The organism is Novipirellula rosea, assembly GCF_039541335.1.
GTDB lineage: Bacteria > Planctomycetota > Planctomycetia > Pirellulales > Pirellulaceae > Novipirellula > Novipirellula rosea.
The window spans coordinates 412,226-436,663 of record NZ_BAABGA010000018.1 but is presented as its reverse complement, the minus strand read 5'-3'; the positions used below and the strand labels follow the sequence as shown (position 1 = coordinate 436,663).

Here is a 24,438-nt window from a genome sequence, read left to right as displayed (position 1 = left end):
ATGGCTAGTCGAAAACGACTACGCGGATCGCGTTGAGGGCTTCCTTTCGAACTTTTTAAGCAACAGAAAGCCGGCTACGAGCAGGAAGAACGAAGTGGCGATAACGACGCCGATACGGCTGCGTTCGCTGCCGGGAAGAACAGGTTCTTTGAAGCCATAGTGACTGACCATAAACCGATCCAAGTCGGCCGTCGTGTCTTGGTAGTCGTAGTGAGTCAAAACGTGCAGGTAGGGTTCTTTTTGCTGGACGGTCTTGAAGATTTTTGTCTCCGATTCCCGTGGGATCCAGAAGCTATCTTGTTGGACAAAGTCACGGTTCTGCGAGATGCTCCTTCCCTTGCCGTTTGGCCAAAATGCCTCGGCCTGCACAGGAACCCAGCCGTACTTGTTGGGCAGGAATTTTGCAGCAATTCGCTCCTTGTTGACACGCATGCCATTGCTCATCCATTGCTTGGTGTCGGGGATTTCAATCGTTAGACTGACTTCCTCGTCATCACCACCACCGGAATGAGCGACGCGAATTTTGCGTTGGTCGGGTTCAAAGTACTCATCAATTCGGAAACCATTGGCGGCCATCCATCCGTACTGAGCGCCCTTAACAAGTTGGACTTCCGTTACAAGTTCGGTGTCGTGTTCCGTTTTCGTTCGTGGCTTGAGTGACTTAAGTTGCCATGGATCGGCGGCGGTTTTTCGTTCGAGGAAGAAACTGTATTGGGGATTCGCAGCACAAATCGCGGTTGGCTTTTCATAGAGAAAGTATTCTCCGGATTCGATGTAGACGCTGTGCGTCTCCGTGCCATCAATCAGGTTGCGTGTTTGGAGCGTCGTCTCCACAGGGCTGAACGTGCTTCGTAGCTTTTCGGAATAATCCGTGACGAGCCTTTCGGTTTCCTCGTCCCCACGCGCATTTGTTATCAGCAAGGTGCTAAAGATCGCAGCGAGTAAAAGGCGTGTCATGATTAGACGCTCGTTGATGATGACTAGGTTTAACGTGGATGCAAAACAATGATTGATTGGTTCGCAAGTCGCTTTGTTTCCGTTTTTGGCGAACGTTGCTTGCTGAAGTTCAATGCTGCTGATGTTCTCTTGGCCACTCGGTGTGAAGGGTTTTGTTGGTGGACGCAGTACCCCAAGGGCACTTGTTTGCTAGGTTCGTCTGTTGCGTGGTGCAATCAGTTGCGTCGACGATTTGTGACCTTATCGGAAGGTTTCTCAGCTTGCAACGAAAAAACGCAGTCGATTGAAAAAAAGAGAAAATGCTTAAAGTTTGCAGTTTTGTAGATAAATCGAGTCGGTGAAAACATCTTCCCAATGGGAGCAGTGCAGGCTTTGTCGAAGTCTATAGCTCCTTGACCTCTGGGGTTGTGGTGGTCGGATCATGCATCAAAAAGTCCACGTTGCGGTGTTGGCGGTATTTGCTGTGGTTGGCGCAAGCAGCCTGCTACATCAGAGCTGGACGTCCGCGCCGACCTGGGACGAGAGTGCTCAATTGGCGTCTGGGATCGCGATCTTGCGCAGCGGAGATCCGGGTTTCTACCGAGTGAATCCACCGTTAGTGAAATTAAGCTCCGCCGCAATTCCTGAATTGCTGTTCCAGCCGGAACTGCCCGGGCTCTATCCCGCATCTCAGATGGCAGTTGGCGCAAGACATGAGTTCAACTTGGGGTACCGGTTTATGCAGGCCAATCACGCGGACTACCGGACTCTGTTCTATGTCGGTCGATTGCCACGTGTGCTGCTCACTTGCTTGACAGCTTGGTTGATCGTGTTTTTGCTTCCGGAGAACGTTCGCAAAATCGGTTTGATCGCAGCAATCTTGTGGTTGACCAACCCGTTGGTGTTGGGGCATGGTTGGTTGATCATGCCCGACGTGTCGTCCGCTACGATGATGGTGCTGCTGATCACGTCGACGGTCGCGTGGTGGCGACGGCCCGCTCGGTCTACTTCGACGCTGTGTGGATTAGCGTGGGGGCTAGCACTGTCAACGAAATTCACCTTTTGTGCGGTGTATCTGGCATGGCCAGTCGGAACGGTAATCTACCAAACTCGAGTGGCTAAATTGAAAGGGTCGCAGGCCACGCTAACTGCAATCCAATCGCATATCTATCAAGGTTGCATCGCCGCGATTGTTGTTGCGGTCATGTATGGGGGGCAGGATTTGGGATGGCGGCTTTCGCAGCATCATTTTCGCAGCGATCTCTTGTCGTGGCTCAATGATACGTCGTCCGGGGACGCACCAAGCAGCGCTGTGTCGAGGCTGGTCGGACAATTGCCGTCTCCGTTACCGGCACAATTTTTGATCGGGATCGATGAGCAACAGACTGCCGTGGAAAACGGCCGTGCCGCCTACGTCGATGGCCGTTGGTATCCCGAGGGTGTCTGGTGGTATTACGTCTATGGACTGTTGGCCAAGGAACAGCTCGCCGTTTGGATTGGAGCGGTCATCTTAGCGATTGTATTCGCAGTATCCTTGATCCGGCGAAAGCGGTTGCCTCCGACGGGTGAACTTCGAGATAAAGACGTTTCGGCATTGCTGATTTGCTGCTCGGTTGCCGCGACGTCGGTGCTGCTGGTCCTTTCGCTCCACTGGCAGATGGCGGTCAATCTTCGCTACGCATTGCCCGCGTTACCTGCGATCTACCTGTTGGCCGGCGTCGCATGGTGCCATTGGTCATTCCGAGCGGTGCGAGCCATGCGTTTTGCGGCGGTCGCTTTGTGTGTGGTCATGCTTTGGGAATACGCGGTCGTGTTTCCAAACTATTTCGCGTATGTCAATCCGATGTTGGGTGGCTCGTACAAGACGCCTCCGGTATTGCACCAAAGCAATTTTGATGCGGGCCAAGACTTGTGGCGTTTGGAAAAGTGGCTGTCCAGAAATCGTGAACTCGGCACTGAACGTTACTTATGCATTCATTCGCACGAGCCCGAAGCGTGTTTTCAATTCAAGCTTCGTGATCCCGATCCGCAGGTTTTGGAGCAAATGATTCAATCGCGGGAAACGCCGCAGGCGAACGCAAACACCGGTGTTATCGAGATCGTCTTGCAACGAAGATTGGGGTGGGAAAAGCCGCCAGAAACGCAAGGTCGCCGATATCGGGACCAACTGATCGTGGAGTTGTTGCACTATCCTCCCGATGAATTTGTGACGCCTACGATCGCCATTTACCGAATGAGACGTCCGAGCGGATAAATCGCGTGAGTCTTGGTTCATAGCGGGTTGTGATCAAAAAAGCCCGGCTCCACTTGGAACCGGGCTTTTCGAAAGTTTTCCGCGGTTTCAGATAGCCGATCAGAAATCGCTGTCGATCGTTTCTTTGCCGGCCCGCGTCCCCAAGGAACCCCACAGACCAAAGCTGCTTTCGCGACCCGAGTGCGCCGGGGTCGCTTGTTGGTTGCCCGACTCGATGCTCGACGTGATAAATTTCACCGCACCATCACCCATCAGCACGTGAGCGCCGCCTTGGTGACGGCTGCTCGCGGACGAAATACCTTGCGAGGCATCGCCGCCGCGATAGCAGCTCAGGCTATTTGGTGGCTTGATGGTCTGGAATGCGGTGTATTGCAACCGGCCATCGGCCCATCGACCACCACGAATCTGGTTGCCGCCGCCCACGGACGCCGTGCTCAGCCAAAATTGAGGACGTGCCGGATCCACTTGGCTATCGCAAGCTGCCGGATTCGTGGTGATCGCGTCCGGTCCGTTAAGGACGAACTCCGAGATGATCTCGCGACCACCCAAGATGGTTGCAATTTCGCCCATGGCGATGGTATTTGACAATCCATCAAGTACATCGCGGAAAGCGGTCGTGTGACGCGCCCAAAACATGCCTCGATTGCGACTCCGAGCATCCGTTGCACGGGTATTATTGTCGCTGCCGCCTCCATTTCGAATCCCAGCTTCGTCGGTATCGATCGCGGTGCTGTTGTCATAAATATTGGATTCGTTCTTTCCACCACTGTGAACCAATTCGATGACGTCACCAACGCAAACCGAGTAATTGGAGCGGCCCAACGCGGGGGCGCCTCGTCCCGGGTCACTGGGGCATCGCAAGGTAGGGATGTCTGTCATCCAAGGTTCGTAATAAGTTTGCCAAGGACCAGGACCCATTGGCGGGTTGTCGCCGGGAAAGGAGATCGATCCATCTTTGTTGCGATCGCCTGGGTTGCTGATCTGCTCCCACAGCGATTGTTGTTCCATGAACGGTGTGAGACCAACCAACGCACTTAAATAGAGACGATTGCAAACGGTTGAGTCGTTGGTCCACGTACGGGTATTCCCCGTCATATGTTGAGGCAGTTTGTCATAAGCAGAATGATAATTGTGAAGCGACAAGCCTAACTGCTTAAAATTATTGCTGCAGCTCATGCGGCGAGCGGCTTCTCGCGCGGCTTGGACCGCAGGTAACAAGAGCCCGACCAGTACCCCGATAATGGCGATCACCACCAGGAGTTCGACCAGGGTAAAGCCTGGTCTCGATGATTTGTTCATCGTTTTTCCTTTTGAAAAAATCGGAATGAAATAGACAGGAATGAACGACGTTCCCAAGGAACGATCGCGACGAGATGGAATCAAGCCGAAGGACTTGAGACGTACAGACGGTTTGTTCGCCTACTCTGATGGAGGCGGTCCGTCCATCTCTTCGACGTATGCCTGATGTTCGGCTTGTTGCTCGGGCGTGAATCCGTTGGGGTCGACCACGGTGGTGTCGCTGCTGTCCGAGCAACCGCCCAAACACAGTGCCAGAGCAAAAATAGACAAGAGTTTCTTCATCAAGGACCTCAGGAGAAAACAGGTTTATGGATGGGCGTTGCGTTCTGCGCCTACGCAGAATGAACGGCCTCACCGATCAGGATTTTTTTTAGTGTATAGAGGCTGAGGTGCCGTTGGAAGGCTTTTGCGGGTGTTTTCGCCCCCGCGATCCCCGATTCAGGAATGGTGACGGCCTTGCCAACGTCACCTGTTGTGTTGCCGGGCAGGGATGAGGTGAAGGGCACGGGGCCTATGGAGTAGGTTGCACACCCCTCGTGTTTCGCTGTTGGCTTGGGCAACGGTGCCGGGGCGTGACAAGTTTGGGATAACACGCACTCGATAGCTTGTCGTCGTCCTTCGGCTATGCCGTGACCCTATCGACCTGCGGGACTGCAGAATTTGGCAGGGTCTGCAGATGTTTGCTTCACCTCGGTGCGAAAAAACGCTAAAGACGCGTCCAGCGTTGGGTTTTAGAGGGTGCGGCGATTTGGCACACCGCGTGCATCCTTTCCGGTTCGTCGAGTTCTTGGACGAACTCGCTTGCCTCACACTCCACTTTGAAAAAAGGAAACCGCTATCATGTTCCGCTCTTCACTCGCACTATCGCTTCTGACTGCAATGTTTGCTGCGGATGCTTCACCCACATCCGCGGCCCCTCAAACCCACTCGGGCTCGACTCCGTCTCAAGCCCTGAATGTGCCAGCTGAAGAGCCGAGTGAAGATCAAAAGATCGTCAATGAAGCTCGGCGAAGCCTAGGTCGCGAACTACGCAACTTGTAATCGGGTCAGGCAAGATTCACAGGCTGAAGTTCCGTTAGCCGTTTTGGTGATGGCTTGACGCCATCACGATCACGGTGGGAAACCGCCTGGAAATGATCAATCTGTTTGCTCGGTTCGGACCGAGATCCATGTCCAGTGTAACGGATCGTTTCGTTTACCGAGCGAGTATTGCACATGAAGCGATGCACACACGACGGCAATGAACATGGTGGGACGCCACGATGGCCGACTGGCCAATTCGGGTGTCGGTTTGCCCTGGTTGAACTGTGTCATTGCAATCGGGATCACGGCGTCATCAGTGACTGCGGATTGCTGCTCGTCCGATGAAGTGTCGCTGGGCTGATTCAGCTCGATCACCTCGGCCGTGCTGTTTAGCACCATTTGCCCCGCAAACATGACGGAATGCAAAAGAGTCACCACCGGCAACGATCCGAGTCGCACGTGAGTCACCGCATGCGGCTGAGTTATGTCGTCCGTGTTGTGATGCGAAACCTGTTCCTCCGCTACCCGCGTAGTACTTGCGACAATGGTCGGGTTGGAATCCGAACTGCGGGGTGAGGTTGCGATTGTGGCCGAGGCTCGGACGCGGTTATCGATCCCGCTTGGCTTTAGCATTGACATCGCCATGAAGGTGTCGCGAGCGGCATGGTTCGCCAACGGCTCTGACGTAAGCGACGCCGTGGGCGTTTCGGTGCGGAATGTCGACGTCTCGAAATAGTGGAAACCATCGGCGTAGGTCACCGGGGCATTCAGCGACGAAACGGTCAACGGATTAGAAACGAGCGGCCTTGATGATTGAGGTGGGCTCACCAACGTGATCATCGCGGTCGCGGACGTGTCGGTTTTGGCCCGGTCGGAACTTGGGTTCGCTAATACGGGCGTCGGTACGTTTTTCGGAGACGTATAGCTGGTTTCGTCCGTCACGGTTACTCCCGTGCCGTCCAATTCGTCGGGGGACACGGCGGGAGGTTCGTTCTCACTCGTTTCGCTGTCTTCGGTTTCGGTGGGACGAGGCGACTCTTGATCCCATTCCTCAAAGGCCTGGTCATGTTTCAAAAAATCCGTGTTGATTTCACTCGCGGACGTATCGGGGTTTGTCGGTCCGTTAGAGCCATCCTGTGCGTTTTGCAGTGGCTGATTCGGCTGGGGGCTGACAATCGACAATTGACGCACGTAGGCGGGGGCAGCTATCTGCAGCGGATCGTGTAGTGGCATCGGTGGCTTTGAATCCGATTCACCGGCACCGATCAATTCGGCGCCCGCTAACAGCGTACGAGCTTCCAATCGCTCGATTCCGCCAAGAAACGAGCGTGGGCGTTTTACGGTCACTCCTCTCTGCAAATTATGCCGGACCATTGAATATCCCTTCCTTTTCGCTGGCCGAATCTTCCTGATCGCGAGGACGTGTAGGCGGATGGTTAGGACGCTGCGTCGGCTGCGATACTCTTGATTCGGATTTTAAACTCGTTGTTCCGGATTGATCCTGGATCTGATGCAGGATTTGGTCCAATTGTTCGCGGTGATTTTCCAAGCACTCGCGGTATGCTGCATTGTAGGGAGCCTTTCGCACGGCGAGCGATTGGAACTCCATTGCCTCGGTCAAATGTTGAACCGCTTTCTCCATTTCGCCTTGATGTTGATCGATGACACTGCGGTTGTGCAGTACGCCCGCCAACCGACTAAGTGTATCGGCGGGGGCGGTCTCGGATGCCAAATCTCGCCTCAGGATTGCTTCGGCCGTAACAAATTGCTGCGTCGCCAATTCGTTGGGTTGGCGATTCCAAAGCAATTGTCCCAGATTGTTATGGGCAACGGCTAATTGTTGTTGGACGGCGGCGGCGTCGCCGAACTGGGCAGCTTCGTGTTCCAGCGTGGTGATCGAAGCACGTACCAGTTCAATCGCTTGCGTCACGTCACCTCGTTGGCCCCACAATGTTGCCAAGTTATTACGTGCGATCGCTAACTGGCACTGCGGTGAGGGTTGCCCAGCGGCCAGTCGATCGTCCGATAGGGACGCTTCGCCATCGCTAGCAGGCAAGTTCCACGATTCAAGTTCGCTGATATTCGCTTGTAGTAATGTTTCGGCTTGATCCGGATCGCTGTCCAGCAGCATCGCTACACGAGCATTCCGGCATTCAAATAACTGCTGGCGGACACCGCGATCCTGGCCGTGACGAAGTGAGACATTCTCGAGTTGCTGTTGCAGATCGATCAGCAATCGGTCGGCTTGTTCCGCTTCACCGCAGATCCACAGCAATGCGCCTAAGTTGGTTTGCGTGGTCGCCCACTGGCGAAACACGCGAGCGGGGGGCTTGTCGTCGGCGAGTTGTGTCTCGAGTAGCTTTGCTGCCTTTTGATAGCCCACTAAGGCATCGCTGTAGCGTCCTTGGTCCTTTCGCAGCGCCGCTAGGTTATGGAAGCAGAGTGCCAAATCGGCTTGGTCCAGCTCGTTGCTCTGTCCCTTGTTTGCCAGTCCCTTGCTGTTTGCCAGTCCCTTGTTTGTCAGAGTGGTAAAGTCCGTGATCGCTTGCTGGTAGTGTTGTTCCGCATCCGCGAATTTACCCAGTCGAGTCTGGAGTGCCCCGAGTCGATATCGAACCCTCGCCAATTCGGATTGCATGTGCCTGTTTTGTTTGGCGTAACGCAGGAAGTCGAGATAGTACCGTTCGGCTTCGTGCAGCACATCGGCTTGCAACTGATCGGTGCCGGGGATCTTGGCGAGTCGCTGTAAGAACTTGCCGCTAAAGCGATCGACTGCATGATGCGCTTGGTCCAGATGCATCTGAGCTCTTACGGTGGCTTCGTCCTTCAGCTTGCTTTGCCGCGATACAAGCAGCATTCCCACTGACATCGCAATCGCGAGCGTCAGCGAAATCGCCAACGCAGAACAAACCAGTCCTTGTCGACGCATTGCCCATTTGAATGCTCGATCGACCAGCGTGGGACGCCTCGCCAAGGTCGGGCGACCGTCGAGGAATCGCCGTAAATCCTCGGCCAATTCACCCGCGGTGGCATAGCGTTCGTCTTTCGATTTCGCGATCGCTTTACACACAATCGTTTCTAAATCCACCGAAATGGCCGGGTTTAGGCGGCGAAGTGATGGAGGATCGTGTGACTCGATTGCACCGAGCAGTTGTTCGCGGTTGGATGCCGCAAACGCCGGCTGCAGCGTCAATAATTCATACAACGTAATGCCAAGCGAGTAGATGTCGGTGCGGTGATCGACTTCCTGAGACCGGCCGGCGACCTGCTCGGGACTCATGTAACGTGCGGTGCCGATGATGTTGCCGTGGGCGGTCAGATTGTTGACGCCGCGACAACGAGCCAAGCCAAAGTCGGCGACCCATACCTTGCCAGCCGCGTCGACCAGCAGGTTTGATGGTTTGATGTCGCGATGCACCACGCCTTGTTGATGCGCGTAATCGAGTGCCTCGGCGACATCAATGATGATCTGGACCGTCGAACGCACAAAGTCGCGATTGCGGACGGTTTCCGCTGTGTTGATTGCCGTGCTGGCGAAGGGGCTTCGCGATGGTTGAGCGAGTGCTTGCGAGGTTCCGTTTGAATGTGCTCGGGACAACGCTTTACTGCCGGAGCCGTTAGGGGCGTCGGAGGTCACACCGATGGTCGTGTCAAAGGCCACGTCACTCAGATCGTCGGCCGCAAAAGCGTCCTCGGCATGATGAAGTTGCGAGAGCGGGCGGGATTTTTGTTGATTCCGCATCTCCTTGATGGCCTGCTCGAGCGTCTGTCCATCGATCAGCTGCATGCTGTAATAATGCACGCCACGCTCGCAGCCAACAGCAAACACGGGCACGATGTTCGGGTGATGCAGCGAGGCGGCCGCCTGAGCTTCGTTGCGAAATCGAGTGACTTGCTGTTGATCCAAGACCGCGGCAAAGGGCAGCACTTTCAAAGCAACACTGCGCCGCAGCGAAAGTTGCGTCGCCGCATAGACCACCCCCATTCCGCCACGGCCAATTTCACGCTCGATGCGATAGTCGCCGAGCTGCGATTGAGGGCCATTGCCGGTGGGGCCAATTTCGGGGAGTTGTTTTGCGAAGTCGATTCGATCGGGGGTCTCTGGCGTTTGTTGAGGCGGACGACAAAGCAGTCTCAGGCTTTCGAGGTGCCCGTGCAGATGTTCGCTGAGTTCGGGGTGCTGCTGCAGCAATCGTTCCGCCGAAGCCTCGTCACCCGCCTCGAGTGAACATGCGTATTGATCCAACAGTTCGGGCAAGCGTGTTTGCAGGCCGGTCGGTAGATGTTGCCAGGAGGGCAGGGCAGGGGGAGTTGCAACGTGCATGTTTGGTTCACTCGATCAACGTTGGTTCATGGTCTCGCGGAGACGTTCGATGGCTCGCATCCAAAGCATGCGGGCCGCTCCTGGGGTTCGCTTCATTCGCTCGGCAACACGGTTAAACGGCAGCCCCTCGATGTGCCTGAGCACAATCACTTCTCGATATTCGGCGGGTAGGTTGGCGATTGCATTGGCCATTTGCACTAAGGCTTCCTGATGATCCGCTTCGGATGCAGGCGATCGTGCATGATCCGAAAGCATCGATTCGATTCGTAGGTGGGACCGGTTCAAGGCGTCATCGGCGTCCTGGAGTGATCGTTCCTGGCGAACGTCCCGTTTCGCCGCCATCAGGTGAGTTTCCACCGTACGGGCAAGATTATTGATCAGTATCTTTCGTAACCAGCCGGTGAATTCGGCCATCGTACTACCGGAAAATTTCTCAAAATCACGGTGCGCCTCCAGCATGGTTTCTTGCACGACGTCGGACGAACTGACCCGTCGCCGGACCCGCGCATCAAGCTGGGCCTGAGTAATCACCTCCATGTAATTGCCATATTTTGATAGCAGCGCTCCCACACTCGCAGCATCTCCTGCCCGAGCGAGTTGCAGTAGTTCGGACGAGGAGAGTTCCGTGGGGTTGATGGCGGTGTGTCCTCTAGATGTCCTGGCCGGTTCGGCAGCAGGTTGTCACGCGAAAACCTATAAATATTATTGGGGGGGAGGGTGGTTTCAGGCAAGACACCGCAAACCGAACGTGTGTTCGCGCGTTTGCGAACGCGGCAAATGAGCTCGGGCGAGAGAGAAAATGCCCGAAAAAGAAGAGCGGCCGCCGGACAAGGCTGGCGTGACACAATGCGTGCTCTGGTAGCCACCTTCACCCGAAGGTGGTGGCTCGTATCTGTGCGGCACCCATCCACGCTGTGCCGGTGGCGTGAGTCACCGGATAGTGGTGGAGGTGGGAAAATATAGCCCAGCGGGCGACACGCTCTGCCGTCAGTGTGTCGGCCTCCGGCCTTACGGCGACAGGTCGCCCCTAAACCGTTGGCTCACGCCAACGGCAAGTCATGTTCCGGCCTCCCGCCTACTCGCGTGCTACTAAATCAGCATTACTAAATCAGCAGTCTGCCTTCTCGGTGGAGAGGTAACTGCAGCACAGGCCGGAAGAAAAATTACACCCGGGCTTACAGCCGGATCACTTCTTGTTCGTGAACCGTTTCCGACTTTTGCTCGCAGCAGGCGGCCAGCTCGAACTCGACGCTCCAACGACCGTTTTCGTCGCCGGTGACAATCCAGTGAGGTTGCACACAAACGCTTTGGTGGACAAGTTCGAACCCCGATTCGCTTTGGCTAACCGTTTGGATCGGGAACGCCCAAATACCGCTTGGTCGATTGATCTCGAGGGCCACGTCGATGCCGAGCCAGCGGTCCGATAGACTTAGCCCAAGCACATTTTCGAGGTCCAGTTCTTCACCGAGTTGGCCTAGGCGATGACCATTGACGTCGGAGAAGTAACGGTCGTCCGCACCCGATGGCAGGCCTGCGAAATTCATCTCGATGGCGAAATGCAGCGGTTGGTTCTGCGGTACGTTTTCGAGCAAGTAAGCAACCGTCAAACGATCGCTACCGGCGTGCATCGTTACGGCCTTGGTCAACGAGATCGGAATCCCCCAAGCGTTGCCATCGCGACGCATTTGGACTTGCACACGATCGGCACCGCGACGCAGTTTGGTTTCGAACGCCAATTCGACAAAGTCGCCGCGTTCGGTGGCTTCGCCACGAGCCACGTTTTGCAAGGTCGCATCGTTGTCGTAGAAGTGATCCATCAAACTCTTGCGAGCAAACCGGTCGTATTGAAGACGCTGATCCAGATCTTCTTGCTTGAACACAACACGGTCATGGATGCTCGCGACTTCGTCACCGCCGGCGTTTGGGCCCGCCAACACTTTGCGGTGATAGCTTTCGGGGCGACGTTGAAGTGTCGCTAGCAGGTTGTGCTGGATTTCACGAACGTCCAATTCATACATGCGGCCGCCACGTCCCGGTGCGAACCAAGCACACAGACGATTGTTGCTGAGCCGGACTTCCTGGTATCCATCGAAGTCGTAATCCGATGCAGTGGCTTGAACGCTGTGTTCATTGACACCGCTGAGTCGTTCCAGTTCGTTGTCGGCGGCAATCAAGTGTTGGAAGATTGCGTTGCGGAGGTGCGGCAGATAGATGCCACCGAACGCGCCGTGCCAATAGGGACAATTGCACTGGCCGCGGTACAAGTCGTCGCGGATTTGCGAAATCTCGCTGGCACCGATTCCCGTAGCTTCGATTTCGGCCAACTGGCGGCTGACGTGCATCATCCGCGCGTACATTTCGTTCGTTTCGTCGTACTTGGTTTTGAAGTTACGCCAGTAGCCGCCACGTACGAAGTTCTTCAAGTCGGTCCACTGTGGTTCGTCTTCCATCGCGTGGCTGACGTCGTCGAACGTTTCTTGTGCGGCGACCGGAAGCGACCATTCGGTCATTTCACGATAACTGCAATCGGGCAAGTAGACTTTGCCGACCGGAGCGGTATGGGTGATCGCGTCTTCGAGCGTGACGGTTTTGAGCCAGTCGGCGTTGGCGGTCAGCGACTGAAACAGCGAGCGTAGCCAGCCTTTTTCGTAGACGTGCACCTTGGTGTCAGGCCAAGTGCCGAATTTTTCGCCGTCATCACCAAACGTCAATACGACGCCGGGCGACCGATGTGCCAGATCGCGACAATGATCGATTGTGGCGTTGACGCTTTGGAATGGGATCGTGTAGCGAAGGTGCTCTGATCCGGGGAACACACGCAGCACGCGGCCGTCATCTTCGGTCAAGTAATAACCGGTCAGCTGAGGATCGCGAAGTCCGGCGGCTCGGAAATGGAAGTCGTCCAGGACGGTGTACTCGATGCCGGCATCGACGACATCACTTGTCAACGATGATTCCCAAACGCGTTCGGGAGTCCACATCCCGCGAGGACGGACGCCCAAGGTGCGATGCAACCAGTTGCCGTAGGCTTGGATTTGGCCGATCCGGTCACGTCGTGGCAGCATCGCCAAGATTGGTTCGTATTGAGGTCCACCAATGATTTCGACGCGGCCCGCTTCGACCAGCATCCGCAGACGATCAACGTACTCGGGGTGCCGATCGGCCAACCACATCATCAGCGGACCCGAGGTGTGCAGCGAGATTCGCAACGCTTCAAAAGGCTCGAATACCTCTAAAAACGGCAGATAGCTGTCCTGATACGCTTGTTCAAAGACTCCATCAAAGTTGCCGATTGGTTGATGGTTGTGCAGAACCAAACAGAGATAAGCGTGCGGCGTCATATATGTGATGATGGGGTTGAAAGGGACAGATTCGGTCGATCACAAACCCAGTGCTGTGGACTCAGCCGCAAGCGATCACGCTGGGAATCGACCCAGGGACGCAGTATTCCGCAGTTGACCATGACACTGTTAGAGCTTGTATCGGCCAGAATGATCCGAATCATTTACCCAAACTGCAGTTTCGTTTTGGGGCCGCGATGTGTCGGCATTTTTGCCGCATTTTCAAGAGATTTTGCGTGCGAATTGGCACGGCGGCGAGCTGTCGAGAGAGGCACTGCCCGCATTTGTGAATGACGAGCCCCAATGATTCACGCTCGAATTTTTGGAAGGGCGGTTAAAGAGCGATACACAGTGGCGGAAGCCGTCAACGGCTTTCGTGGTAGTTGCCGAGCCAGTCGGTACTCTCACGCGAGTTTCGCTGCCCTAGGATTTACCGTTGACGAAGCACTCGCATTGCCGCCCGCGTTTAGCGGGCTATAGAACGAGCCGTGGGTTCTCGGCTGCGGCACATTTGCGGTATTTTTCGGTGGCCAGTTCGGGCAGCACCGTATTGATCATGCACTGGCTGCTCCACTCGAATCCGGCAACACGCGTGATCCGGGGAAAGAATTCAAGCGACCAGTGGAATGCCTCGGCGTTGCCGTGAGCGCCCGGCGGACGTGTATGCAGCAACATGTTGTACGAGGCGTTGGGGACCAGCGTTTCGAGCCAGCCTGTCATCCGTTTGATCATCCGCGCCAAGTCGTCAAGGACGTCGAACGAAAGTTGATCGAAATGGTCAACGTGGTCTTTGGTGGTCACACGCAGTAGCATCGGCAACCGGCTGGCGTACGGACAGTAGGCAACAAGTGAATTGGTTTGCGCCACGATCCGTTTCTTCTGTTTCAATTCGGCGCGAATGATATCGCACTGCAGACAGCATCCCGTTCGGGCTTGATGCGACCGCATTCGTTCGTTGATGTTTTCAACCGAATTGGGCATCTGGTCACTCGCCAACAATTGGCTGTGACTGTGTTGCAGCGAAGCTCCCGCATCGCCGCCAACATTTTTGAACAAACTGATGTACTGAATGCCTGGTTGCTTTCGCCAATGGCTCAGCCGGTGTTGGTATGCAACCAACATCAGTTTGATTTCCGTCAGATCCAATTCACTGATCGATTGAACGTGATTGGGGGATTCAATGATGACCTCATGACCCCCGATGACCTTGCTGCTTTGAAACAGCGGACTGGATCGTTTAGGTAGATCGTTCTGAGCGGGGGTGGAATCGGATTGCGTCACCGCAGGAAATTTGTTGGGGACGACTCGGACCGACCAATCTCGCAGTGCGGCCGGCGATACAGCGGAACCGTTGCTGGGCGGATACAGCACTTGAAAGCTGTCGTCCGGGGTGATCTTGGCAACCCAGGTTGGCGGCGGGGTCGTGTGTTCTTCGCCAGCGCAGAACGGACACTCCAGCGCGGTCGTGGTCGGAACCCGTTGCTCGGTTCCAAATTGATCGGGACGTGCTTCGCGATGAGGCGCAAAGATCGTCCAGTCACCCGTGATCGGATTGAGTCGTGATTCGGCACAACCGCTCGGTTCGGGCAATTGCGTCGCAGCCTCGGGGGCGGCTGGCTTTGCAGAGGCCCCGCCGCGTCTTTGTAGACGCACCAGTTTTTTGTTTCGATCCGCGACTCGCGAGGGGGCGTTTTCGATCAAGGTACTACTTCACGAACAGGTTTATTTTAGTGCACCAATTCCTGTGGGGGTGCAGGGACCATACGAGATCCTAACGGATGTTCGTAGGGTTTGGCGAGACAAAATTAGCGAAAAGTTGCTGATTCATCTCGGCGTTTGATGATCGTTTTTGCCTGTGAATTTTTAAGGGCAATGGTTTTTGCATAAAGCTCGATGTACTGGTTGGCGCTATGCCGCCACGAGAAGTCTTGCGACATTCCGGTCTCAATAATTTGTTGCCATTTTTCTTTTTCGTGATATCTCAGGTGCAATGCTCGGCCAATCGTTTGATCGAGGGCTTCGGCATTCGCTGCGGGGATGAAAAAGCCCGTCGCAGTGCCGTTTTCGAGCGTTTCTGCTGTACAATCGACCACAGTGTTCGCCAGGCCACCAGTCTCTGTCACGATCGGCACCGTTCCATAGCGAAGGCTATACAATTGGTTCAGTCCGCACGGTTCGTATAGACTTGGCATCACAAAGACGTCTGAGCCAGCTTCGATTAAGTGTGCCATTTCGTCACTAAATCCAAGATACAAGGCAAAGCGTTTGGGATAAGCTTGCGCTAGTTTGCGAAGCGGTTCCTCGTAACGTGCCTCGCCGCTACCAAGAACGACCCACTGGGCGGGACGATCCTCGGATAGATGAGATTGCAATACGGGCAGAATCATGTCCCACCCTTTCTGGCTCGCCAATCGCCCGACGAGTCCAATCATCGGCAGTGATTCGTTAGGCTCCAGTCCAAACCGCTGTTGGATCTCACGCTTGTTCGCCAGTTTTCCCTGCTTGTAAAAACGAGCGTCATAGGTCGCCGAGAGCTTGGGGTCGGTTTCGGGATTCCAAACCGTTTGGTCAATCCCGTTTATGATTCCCGAAAGCCGGTCGTGTCGACCGCGCAGCACGTTATCGAGTCCGCAGCCTTGTTCAGGGGTACAGATTTCCTCGGCGTACTTGGGGCTGACCGTGGTGATCATATCGGCAGCGACGATCCCGGTTTTCAGAAAGTTCAGATGGTTGTAGTACTCGAACTGGTTGGAATTGAAATGTTTCCAATCGAGACCGGTCCAGCGGAACGCGTCGCGTTCGAAATGGCCTTGGTAGGCCAAGTTATGGATGGTGAAGATGGACGAGGCTTTTTTGATCCAGGGATAGGCGTCCGGTTCGGCGGCCATGATTGCGGGGACGAGCCCGGATTGCCAGTCATTGCAGTGGACGATATCGACGGGCCCATCGAGTCGCGAGATCGCATGCATTGCGGCTCGACAAAAGAAGGCGAATCGTTCGGCATTGTCGGGGTAATCGCCTGTCGAGGTGCCATACAGCGATTCGCGATCAAAGTATTGAGGTTGGTCGATGAACCAGACCGGGACATCTCCGTCGGGCAGTTTGGATTTCAGAATACGTGCCCCGATCAGCTTCTGAGGGCTCATCGGGATCGCGAAACTGGTGTCGGTCGACTCGATCGGCAATCCCGCACTGCGAATGCTTCGGAATGCCGGCATGATCAACGTGGCTCGATGCCCCAATGCGGCAACCTTCGAGGGGAGAGTGCCGCATACGTCAGCAAGTCCACCCGTTTTGGCAAACGGGACGGCTTCAGTCGATAGGAAGACAATATTCAATGGAAACTCAAGTGATGCATGTTCGTGATGGAATGTCGGTCGTAGGGCTCGTTACCTAAAAGTCTAGCTCGATTCGCAACAAAGCTCTACGTTGTGCGAAAACTAACGGCAAAAGTGACCCAAAATCGGTTCCTTCGATCGATTGCGGTGAAGCAAGGACGCTCCTGCTATTTCGGATTGCGTAAACACCAGGCCGCTTGATTTAGCGCTGCCTGATGTCAGGGAACGAGTCCCCTAAAGCCGTGGTCGGCTGAAATCGGTCGATCTATTAGACTATTCATCGGCGAAAGTGTTTTTCCCACACAAGCGTTTCCTTCTCGACATCGAAATGTTGTTTATTCATGACGGTCGCACTAAGCGAATTCTGGGCAAGATTGGTTCGTAACGGTGTCACCGATGCGGCTGGATGTAAGCGTTATGCGGTAGGTTATGCCGAGAAAGCAGGGGGATTGCCGCCCGAAGATGCTGTCGCGCTGGCCAAGTACCTGGTCAAGTCGGGGGTGCTGACCCCGTACCAAGCTAAATCGCTTCTGGTTTCCGAATCTGTGAGCCTGCGTCATGGCGGATTTTTGCAAACCGATGCGACCGCGGCAGCCCCGCTGAGCCGCTGGGTACCTGTGGTTCGGCCAGCAAACGTGCAGGGGCCGGCGAGCGAAGGGGGTTCAGGGGTACTGTTTCGTCCCACTGCCGAACAGCTCAGTGGGGGGCGGGACCAATGGATTGCGGCCCACGCTGGGGTGACTCAAGCGGCACTTCAGTCGATCGAATTGGATCGCGTCGACGACAACATTGTGATTTTCTCGCCATTACCGAGCGGCGAGGTGTTGTCGGAAGTTTTGAAAAAGCGGCCGCGATTGAAAGCCAAACAGGCTTGTGAGATTGGGATTGCGATCAGTGATGCGTTGGCGGCGTTGCACGCTAGTTCATTGTGGCACGGCGACGTGCGGGCCGATCGAGTGTGGATGGGCAAAGACGGTTCAATACGGTTGTTGCGAGATCCGTCGGGGCCCGCCGTCTCGGCGATGCTCACCAATCCTTACTCTTGGCTCGATGTGCTCGAGTCGCCGCATGCCTACGCGGCTCCGGAGTTAGCGGATGCTTCGACTCCGTGTAGCGCCGCAACCGACATTTATTCGCTGGGCTGTTTGATTTGCCGAATGGTGATTGGCAAGATGCCGTTCCAGGCTGATTCGGCCGCTGAGATGATGGCGCTGCATGCTTCGCAAATTCCCTCGTCGATCTCCAAAGCAGTTGCCGCTGGCGAGGCGGGGGATCCGTTGTTGCGAGTGGTGGCGTTTGCGCTCGCAAAAAATCCGCAGTCACGCTTTGCCACGATCGCTCAGTTTGCCGATGCACTGCGTGCGACCGCTGCGATGATCGATCCGGCCGCCAGCACCGCCCCTGCGGTTCCAGCGTCTGCGGCACCTCCGATCGAAACCGATGATTCAGCACCCGCGTCCGAATCGGTTCACGCTAGCGAATCCGATCACACGAGTGGCTCGGATCACACCAGTGGCTCGGATCACACAAGCGACGACGTGGTGTCGATCGTGACGAAACCCACCCCCACCAAGTCGAAAGCAAGCAAGCGAGCTCCGGCAACGCCGGTGCCGCCGGTCGAGACCAACCCGCCGTCATCGGTCCCAGCCGAAAGTGTTGCAGGCGAAAAGGTTGCAGGCGAAAAGGTTGTAGCCGAGCCTGTCGCAGCAAAGTCGGTCGCAGCAAAGATGGATGCAGCACAGACGGATGCAGCACAGACGGATGCAGCGGTTGCGGTCATCTCGGCTGCGGTGCCGGCGGCGAAAGCGGAAGAAATTGCCGCGCCGCCAATCGCGCCACCCGAACCCGAATCGTCTCCGCCGGCGAGACGTCGCCGCCGGAAAAAGAAGTCCAACAAGGCGCCGCTCGTGTTGGGCGGTTTGTCCGTCATGGTGGTGATGCTGGTGATCATGTTGATCGTCGGTGGGCCTGGCGAATCGAAACGAGTGGTCCAGAAGCGACAGCGTCCACCGATCCCCGCCCGCATTCCTTCGGTCGGCGGTGGTGGTCGTGATTCGCAGCCCCAACCAGTTGAACGCGAGACAACGCCGGTGGACACACCGGGGTATCAAGTCGTTGATGATGATCGCTTGTTGTGGTTGCCTCCCTTTGCCGCCGAGTCCCCGGCGCCGCTTGAGATGCTTCCGCCGGGACCTTCGTTCATCGTGACGGTGAATTTGGCCGAGCTGCGTGCCAAGAGTAGCGGAAGCCACTTTCTTGATTCGCTTGCACCAGATTTAAAGCAATTACTCGATCAAGCGTCGGCGCGGGCAAAAATCGCTGTCGAAAAAATGGACCGACTCTCGATCGCGATGCACAAAGGCAAAGACGGGTGGCCCGAAGTATCGCTTGCGGTCACGCTGCATGATCCTGTCTCGCTCGATACGCTGACCCAAGCGTGGGACGTGTCAGCATCACGCACGCCCGACGGAGCCACGTTGTATGCGGGCGATGAACTCGATTCGGATGCTTACTTCGTCGCTGACAGCGAGCCTAACGAGAACCAGGTGACGCGGTTTTCGGTTTCGTCGATCGCGAGGGCCAAAGAGATTGCCGAGAATGGCGGTGCGAGCATCCTGTTGCCCCGCAGCATGCAGTCGTTGTGGAATGCGACGAGCAGCAAAAACGAGTTGGCTCTGATCGTGACGCCGAACTTTCTGTTTGCCGATGGACGGAAATTAATCGAAATCGGTGCACCGCGTTTGGAAGCTCGCTTGAAACGATTTTTGATTCCTGATGTGGCCGCCGCGATGGCGTTGGCTCACTTTGACGAGGACCGGTTGTATACCGAGGTGCGATTGTCTCCGAGTGGCGGCATCGGCGAAGCGACGTTGATGCAAAATCTGAAACAAGCGGTCGAGTCGACTCCGCAATGGGCAAAGGACTTTGTGCTTGATGCGGTGCCTGATCCGTCGTGGCGTTTGTTGGCGAACCAGTTGCCTGCGATGATGGATTTTCTGAGCAGCTATTCTCGCTATGGTGTCGCCGACCAGTCGGCGATCAGCAACGCCTATCTGCCCGCCGATGCGGCGTCGCAGATCACGCTGGCCACCTTGTTCGCGGTCAATACCACTGGCAGTGCGGGGGCTACGGTCGCTGCGGCGACGCCCAAGAAAACATTCACTTTGGATGAACTGCTTTCCGAAAAGATGTCGGTGACCTTTGACCAAGAGTCGCTCGAGTTTGGCGTCAATATTATTGCCGAGCAATTTGCCGCGTCGCTGCCCGAAGGGACCGAGGTTCCGCCGATGCGAATCATCGGCGGCGATTTGCAGAAAATGGGGATCACTCAGAATCAGCAGATACGCGGGTTTGCGAAAAAGGAGATGCCGTTTCGCCAAGTGCTGACAGATTTGCTTTTGGGAGCCAATCCCGACAAAACGGCGACCGGGTCGCATGACGTCAAGCAGGCGCTGATCTGGGTGGTCGCGGATGATCCCACGCGTCCGGGCAAGAAAGAGTTACTAATTACGACACGCCAAGCTGCCGAAGGTAAGTACGAATTGCCCGCCGAGTTTGTGGTGACCCCCTAGTGTTTAGCGGTCTTGTGTTTTGTGGTGACTTCGTTTTTGGCAGCTCACGAGACGTCCGGTTATAGGCTTTACGCGGGTGATGAATTGATGAATGTCTTTGTTCCCACCACGCTCTAATCTGGTCGGGATCTCATTCGCAACTACAATCTCAGCAAGATATTGCCACGACAGCATCGTGCGACGACACGGTTTCGATTTTCGCGACAGGAACAGAGAATCTCATGAGAGTAATGGTAACAGGTTCAAGCGGCTTGATCGGTTCTGCGGCCGTCCGCCATTGGGACGCAGCAGGCGACCAAGTGATCGGAATCGACAATGACATGCGGGCGACCTTTTTTGGTCCCGATGGCAGCACCCGCTGGAATCAGAGTCAGCTGGAGTCGGAAACCAAGAACTTTCGCACCGTCTCGATCGATATTCGCGACCGCGATGCGATTCTGGATCTATTTAAAAACGAGCCCCCCGATCTTGTCGTTCACTGCGCTGCACAACCTTCGCACGACAAAGCGGCGGCGATCCCGTTTCTGGACTTCGAGGTCAACGCGGTCGGCACCCTGAACCTGCTTGAAGCAACCCGTCAATTCGCTCCGGACGCCGTGTTTTGCCACATGAGCACGAACAAGGTGTACGGTGACGCGCCGAATGAATTACCGCTCAAAGAACTCGAGACGCGTTGGGAATACGCCAACCCCGAAGACTATGACGGGATCGACGAATCGTGCCGGATTGATCAAACCATGCACTCGTTGTTTGGTGCTTCCAAGACGGCGGCGGACGTGTTGGCACAAGAGTACGGCAAGTACTTTGGGCTGAAAACTGGCGTGTTCCGGGGCGGCTGTTTGACGGGCGCCAGCCATAGTGGGGTCGAGCTACACGGCTTTCTCAGCTACCTCGTCCACGTCGCCGTGGTGGGCAAACCCTACACCATCTTTGGTTACAAGGGAAAACAAGTCCGTGATCAAATTGAATGCAGTGACGTGGTCAAAGCATTCGAAGCGTTCGCCAAGAATCCGCGTCCGGGCGAGGTCTACAATATCGGTGGCGGCCGCGAGAATGCTGCCAGCGTGCTGGAGTGCATCGCGTTAATTGAAGAGATTGGGGGATATAAGTTGGACTTTTCGCTTGCCGAAGACAATCGAAAAGGAGATCACATCTGTTACATCAGTGATTTGTCCAAGTTGAGAGCCCATTATCCCGATTGGGATATTAGGGTTTCATTGAAAGAAATCCTTCGACAAATGATTGCATCCGCAGAACAAAAAGTCTCTTGAGATCACTTTGATTGCACCTGTTTCCACTCGGGAAGCGGTGCAACGTGAAGGTCTCTGTTCCCAATACGAGTGTGGTAGGGGTTACGCCGATTAGAGACGGCAGACACCGCTCGCTCAGTGAAGAAAAGTGAATTTTCAGAGGGGATACTTCCAGCGGGGTGCGAACGTACGTCCTAGGTTTTTAGGCAATGACCTGACGTAAGGTTATTGAAATGAACCTTTAGGTGCGTTCCGAATGCTCGCTTTGGACTTTCTACCGATTAGCGTTGCCACCTTGCTACCAGCAAGTGCGGTTGGGCTCGATCTGTTTCAGCGTGAACAGGATTCGGGTCGATTCGTTCTTTATCGCGGCGCTACCTATCCGCTGACGCTGGATGATCTCGATCGTCTCCGCGATCGCGGGAATCACTTGCTGTATATCGAAAAAGATTCAGGGCCTCGCTATCAATCGTATCTGCGTCGTTTGTTGGATGCGGATTTGGTATCGAGCAACATCACACCGCAGTTGCAGGTTGGTGCCTTGAACGAGGTCGTGCTCGATTCGCTCCGCTCGGCATTCGGCAATCGCGATGTTAATGAGGCAGTCGCAACGGTCAGCCAACTTGGTGCCTTGACCGCCGAAATCATTACGCGAGACGAATTTGCCGCCAGCGACATGTTCCGCGTACTGCATCACGATTACGCAACCTTTACCCACTCAACAAATGTCGCGTTCTATTCGGCAATGTTGGCCGCCGGGCTGGGGTACTCGGCCGAAGAGGTCGAACAGATCACGACCGGCGGTCTGCTTCATGATCTTGGCAAACTTGATATCGATGATCGAATCTTGTCCAAGCCCGGCAAGCTAGATGACTGGGAATTTCGCCAAGTGAAGCGTCATCCCGGTTTAGGCTTTCGCAAGTTAGCGAAACGGACCGATTTGAACGAAGGCCAATTGTTGATGGTCTACCAGCACCATGAACGGATGGATGGGCACGGATATCCGGTGGGATGTGTGGGCTCTGAAATTCATCCTTGGGCCAAAATCTGTGCGGTGGTGGACGTGTTCGAAGCACTGACCAGCCAGCGTCCTTACCGTAAACCCCTCACACGACACAAAGCACTCGAGATACTCGAGCGTGAGGGTTCCGCGTCATTCGATCCAGAGGTGTTGGAATGTTGGAAGTCGATTATCCTCAGCGCCTAAGCGGACTGATCGAACAAGTGTGCTGGGATATTCAGCTGCCTGTGGAATTGTCGGAATACTTCGCCAGCAATGGTGAGGCATCGAATTCATTTCCCACCGACGAGCGGAGCAACCAACGCATTAGCATTCGCACCCGCGCTCTGCTGTGGTCGGAAGTCACGCTTCCGTTTTGTCCGCGTCCGAGTCATCCGGTTGGAATTTATACCCGTGACTTTTCACGCACCGGCGCCGGATTTTTGAGTTCCGTTCAGTTTTTTCCTGAGGAAGAACTGCGTATTGTATTGCCCACTTTCTGGGTCCGCGTGCGAGTCACCCGAGTCCGCCGACTTGGTGAATCTTGCTTCGAAATTGGCACGATCCTGCTGCATAAGTACTCGCCCAGCGCGGATGCGTTTGAGCCATCGGCCTCAATGCAAATGGAATTCACGCTCTAATCGAGTGATCCTCACCGCCAAGCGGCTCTGGAACATCCGCACTATGCGCAGAAACATCGCTGCGTGGCGATTAAAGCATATCTTTCATTGGGATGATTGCTAGGATCAATTATTCGTTACTGCATTCCCATCTCCTAGCGACCAGAGGCTCGTTTTGCGTCGATACGATAGGGGCGTCGGGTCTGCATCTGTCTTGTTTGATCGATTGATCAAGGATCTTTGCGATGCGTAACGATACGCGAGACTGAAATCCACCCCGATGAATGAGTGACGCAGAGCCGATGAGCAAGAAGCATCGCATTGCAATCCTGATCGAGGTCGAGACTCCGCTTCGTCGGCATCTCGATGTGTTGGCCGGCATTCAACAAGTAGCCTCCACAGCCAACTGGGATACGACGCTAATCCCAGTGACGGATTTTGATTTTTTGGATGACCCCGGCCAGGCGTTCGACGGTTTCGTTGGACGCATTGGGCGGTCCCTGGCGATCAAAGCGAAAGAGCACAAGATTCCGGCAGTGAATGTTTGGTTGAATACGGATGCGGAAAACCTGCCGGGAGTCTTTCCCGATTGGCGCCAAGCCGGGAAAATCGCGACGCAGCATCTCTTGTCGCTCGGGTTTCGGAAGCTTGCCTATGTAGGATTTACTGACCAACGTGGTGTGCAGTTGCAGATCGCTGGCTACAACGCATCGGCCCGCGAGATCGCGTTCCAGCACACCGTTGACCTGTTTGACCACTCCTATGCTCGATCTGCGGCGGCTTGGCAATCCTTTTCCGATCAGCTTGATGCGTTAGTGGCCACATGGGAACCACGGACTGGCGTCTGCGTGTCGGATGATTCGCTCGGTCGATTCATCATTCAGCGATGCGAACAGCATGGACTGCGAGTGCCGCGAGAGATCGCCATCGTTTCGATGGAAAACGAGCCTCTGGTCTGTGAGTACACAAGCCCTCAGCTTTCCAGCATTGATGTGGGTTACCAACAAGTTGGGGTGCAAGCCGCATCGTTGCTCGAGCAACTAATCGCTGGCTGCAAGCCACCTGAAAGTCCGACCCGGCTGCCGCCTCGCGGGATCGTCAAACGAAGTTCGTCCGACGCCTATGGAGTGGCGGATCCCGATATCGTCAAGTGCCTCCACTTTATCGCCACCCATGCTCACGAGCACATCACTGTGGACGACGTAGCAACCCACGCATGCTTGTCGCGAAGAACGCTCGAACGGCGGTTTAAGCACGAAGTGCTGTGCACGGTGGGTGAAGAAATCACTCGTGCACGGTTGGAGATGGCGAAAACACAACTCTTCGAATCCGGGCTTTCGATCAAGATGGTTGCCCGCCGAAGTGGATTTCGTGACTCGAGCCAGCTATGCGCCGTTTTTCAGCGTGAACTAGGACTCAGCCCCGGACAGTTCAGGAAAACGCATGTGATCTCATCAACAGCTTGATGGCAATATTCCAAG

Annotated in this window: 16 protein-coding genes; 7 read left to right on the top strand and 9 right to left on the bottom strand. The window is 55.3% G+C overall.

Going from position 1 to position 24,438, the window contains the following annotated elements; all coding sequences use genetic code 11:
- Positions 1 to 18 precede the first annotated feature (18 nt).
- Positions 19 to 957: a hypothetical protein gene (locus ABD971_RS08175; RefSeq protein ID WP_345321028.1), complete on the bottom strand. Its 939-nt coding sequence runs from the start codon at positions 955 to 957 to the stop codon at positions 19 to 21.
- A gap of 421 nt (positions 958 to 1,378) precedes the next feature.
- Here ABD971_RS08175 and ABD971_RS08170 point away from each other — a divergent pair, with 421 nt between their 5' ends.
- Positions 1,379 to 3,190 carry a hypothetical protein gene (locus ABD971_RS08170; RefSeq protein ID WP_345321026.1) on the top strand — a complete coding sequence of 604 codons (1,812 nt, stop codon included), beginning with the start codon at positions 1,379 to 1,381 and terminating at the stop codon, positions 3,188 to 3,190.
- Positions 3,191 to 3,289: 99 nt separating this feature from the next.
- On the opposite strand, the gene ABD971_RS08165 is transcribed toward ABD971_RS08170, so the two are convergent.
- Together ABD971_RS08165 and ABD971_RS08160 are read right to left on the bottom strand one after the other, a co-directional pair.
- Positions 3,290 to 4,489, bottom strand: coding sequence for a DUF1559 family PulG-like putative transporter (locus ABD971_RS08165; protein ID WP_339938374.1), 1,200 nt, complete (start codon positions 4,487 to 4,489; stop codon positions 3,290 to 3,292).
- 120 nt (positions 4,490 to 4,609) lie between these two features.
- The gene (locus ABD971_RS08160; protein WP_339938376.1) at positions 4,610 to 4,771 is read right to left on the bottom strand and encodes an META domain-containing protein; all 162 of its coding nucleotides are present in this window, start codon (positions 4,769 to 4,771) and stop codon (positions 4,610 to 4,612) included.
- Positions 4,772 to 5,329: 558 nt separating this feature from the next.
- Here ABD971_RS08160 and ABD971_RS08155 point away from each other — a divergent pair.
- Entirely contained in the window at positions 5,330 to 5,530 is a 201-nt protein-coding gene (locus tag ABD971_RS08155; RefSeq protein WP_345321023.1) for a hypothetical protein, read from the top strand.
- Between the two features lie 96 nt (positions 5,531 to 5,626).
- Here ABD971_RS08155 and ABD971_RS08150 read toward each other — a convergent pair whose 3' ends face one another.
- The 6 genes from ABD971_RS08150 to glgA all read right to left on the bottom strand — a co-directional run bounded on the left by ABD971_RS08150 (position 5,627) and on the right by glgA (position 16,515).
- Positions 5,627 to 6,886 carry a hypothetical protein gene (locus ABD971_RS08150; protein WP_345321021.1) on the bottom strand — a complete coding sequence of 420 codons (1,260 nt, stop codon included), beginning with the start codon at positions 6,884 to 6,886 and terminating at the stop codon, positions 5,627 to 5,629.
- Positions 6,873 to 9,836: a protein kinase domain-containing protein gene (locus ABD971_RS08145; RefSeq protein ID WP_345321019.1), complete on the bottom strand. Its 2,964-nt coding sequence runs from the start codon at positions 9,834 to 9,836 to the stop codon at positions 6,873 to 6,875. The genes ABD971_RS08150 and ABD971_RS08145 overlap by 14 nt, the downstream gene beginning before the upstream one ends.
- Positions 9,837 to 9,851: 15 nt before the next feature.
- Complete coding sequence (locus tag ABD971_RS08140; protein WP_345321075.1) at positions 9,852 to 10,439, bottom strand: sigma-70 family RNA polymerase sigma factor; 588 nt, start codon at positions 10,437 to 10,439, stop codon at positions 9,852 to 9,854.
- A 572-nt stretch (positions 10,440 to 11,011) separates the two neighbouring features.
- Entirely contained in the window at positions 11,012 to 13,177 is a 2,166-nt protein-coding gene (locus ABD971_RS08135; protein WP_345321017.1) for an alpha-amylase/4-alpha-glucanotransferase domain-containing protein, read from the bottom strand.
- 474 nt (positions 13,178 to 13,651) lie between these two features.
- The gene (galT, locus tag ABD971_RS08130) at positions 13,652 to 14,830 is read right to left on the bottom strand and encodes a galactose-1-phosphate uridylyltransferase (RefSeq protein ID WP_345321015.1); all 1,179 of its coding nucleotides are present in this window, start codon (positions 14,828 to 14,830) and stop codon (positions 13,652 to 13,654) included.
- Positions 14,831 to 14,982: 152 nt separating this feature from the next.
- A complete protein-coding gene (gene glgA / locus ABD971_RS08125; protein WP_345321013.1) occupies positions 14,983 to 16,515 on the bottom strand; it encodes a glycogen synthase GlgA in 1,533 nt (510 codons plus the stop codon).
- 341 nt (positions 16,516 to 16,856) lie between these two features.
- Between glgA and ABD971_RS08120 the strand changes: the two genes are divergently transcribed.
- The 5 genes from ABD971_RS08120 to ABD971_RS08100 all read left to right on the top strand — a co-directional run bounded on the left by ABD971_RS08120 (position 16,857) and on the right by ABD971_RS08100 (position 24,423).
- A complete protein-coding gene (locus ABD971_RS08120) occupies positions 16,857 to 20,087 on the top strand; it encodes a protein kinase domain-containing protein (RefSeq protein ID WP_345321011.1) in 3,231 nt (1,076 codons plus the stop codon).
- A 221-nt stretch (positions 20,088 to 20,308) separates the two neighbouring features.
- Positions 20,309 to 21,358, top strand: a complete 1,050-nt coding sequence (locus ABD971_RS08115; protein ID WP_339938392.1) for an NAD-dependent epimerase/dehydratase family protein — start codon at positions 20,309 to 20,311, stop codon at positions 21,356 to 21,358.
- A gap of 235 nt (positions 21,359 to 21,593) precedes the next feature.
- On the top strand, positions 21,594 to 22,544 hold the full coding sequence (locus ABD971_RS08110) for an HD-GYP domain-containing protein (protein WP_339938394.1): 951 nt from the start codon (positions 21,594 to 21,596) through the stop codon (positions 22,542 to 22,544).
- A complete protein-coding gene (locus ABD971_RS08105) occupies positions 22,514 to 22,978 on the top strand; it encodes a hypothetical protein (protein WP_339938395.1) in 465 nt (154 codons plus the stop codon). The genes ABD971_RS08110 and ABD971_RS08105 overlap by 31 nt, the downstream gene beginning before the upstream one ends.
- Before the next feature lie 263 nt (positions 22,979 to 23,241).
- Complete coding sequence (locus ABD971_RS08100) at positions 23,242 to 24,423, top strand: substrate-binding domain-containing protein (protein ID WP_345321007.1); 1,182 nt, start codon at positions 23,242 to 23,244, stop codon at positions 24,421 to 24,423.
- Positions 24,424 to 24,438 lie beyond the last annotated feature (15 nt).

What these genes read in the sequence shown, in the direction of transcription:
- ABD971_RS08175 (WP_345321028.1), bottom strand. Translation starts at nt 957, where the DNA reads ATGACACGCCTTTTACTCGCTGCGATCTTTAGCACCTTGCTGATAACA.
- ABD971_RS08170 (WP_345321026.1), top strand. Translation starts at nt 1,379, where the DNA reads ATGCATCAAAAAGTCCACGTTGCGGTGTTGGCGGTATTTGCTGTGGTT.
- ABD971_RS08165 (WP_339938374.1), bottom strand. Translation starts at nt 4,489, where the DNA reads ATGAACAAATCATCGAGACCAGGCTTTACCCTGGTCGAACTCCTGGTG.
- ABD971_RS08160 (WP_339938376.1), bottom strand. Translation starts at nt 4,771, where the DNA reads ATGAAGAAACTCTTGTCTATTTTTGCTCTGGCACTGTGTTTGGGCGGT.
- ABD971_RS08155 (WP_345321023.1), top strand. Translation starts at nt 5,330, where the DNA reads ATGTTCCGCTCTTCACTCGCACTATCGCTTCTGACTGCAATGTTTGCT.
- ABD971_RS08150 (WP_345321021.1), bottom strand. Translation starts at nt 6,886, where the DNA reads ATGGTCCGGCATAATTTGCAGAGAGGAGTGACCGTAAAACGCCCACGC.
- ABD971_RS08145 (WP_345321019.1), bottom strand. Translation starts at nt 9,836, where the DNA reads ATGCACGTTGCAACTCCCCCTGCCCTGCCCTCCTGGCAACATCTACCG.
- ABD971_RS08135 (WP_345321017.1), bottom strand. Translation starts at nt 13,177, where the DNA reads ATGACGCCGCACGCTTATCTCTGTTTGGTTCTGCACAACCATCAACCA.
- ABD971_RS08120 (WP_345321011.1), top strand. Translation starts at nt 16,857, where the DNA reads ATGACGGTCGCACTAAGCGAATTCTGGGCAAGATTGGTTCGTAACGGT.
- ABD971_RS08115 (WP_339938392.1), top strand. Translation starts at nt 20,309, where the DNA reads ATGAGAGTAATGGTAACAGGTTCAAGCGGCTTGATCGGTTCTGCGGCC.
- ABD971_RS08110 (WP_339938394.1), top strand. Translation starts at nt 21,594, where the DNA reads ATGCTCGCTTTGGACTTTCTACCGATTAGCGTTGCCACCTTGCTACCA.
- ABD971_RS08105 (WP_339938395.1), top strand. Translation starts at nt 22,514, where the DNA reads ATGTTGGAAGTCGATTATCCTCAGCGCCTAAGCGGACTGATCGAACAA.
- ABD971_RS08100 (WP_345321007.1), top strand. Translation starts at nt 23,242, where the DNA reads ATGAGTGACGCAGAGCCGATGAGCAAGAAGCATCGCATTGCAATCCTG.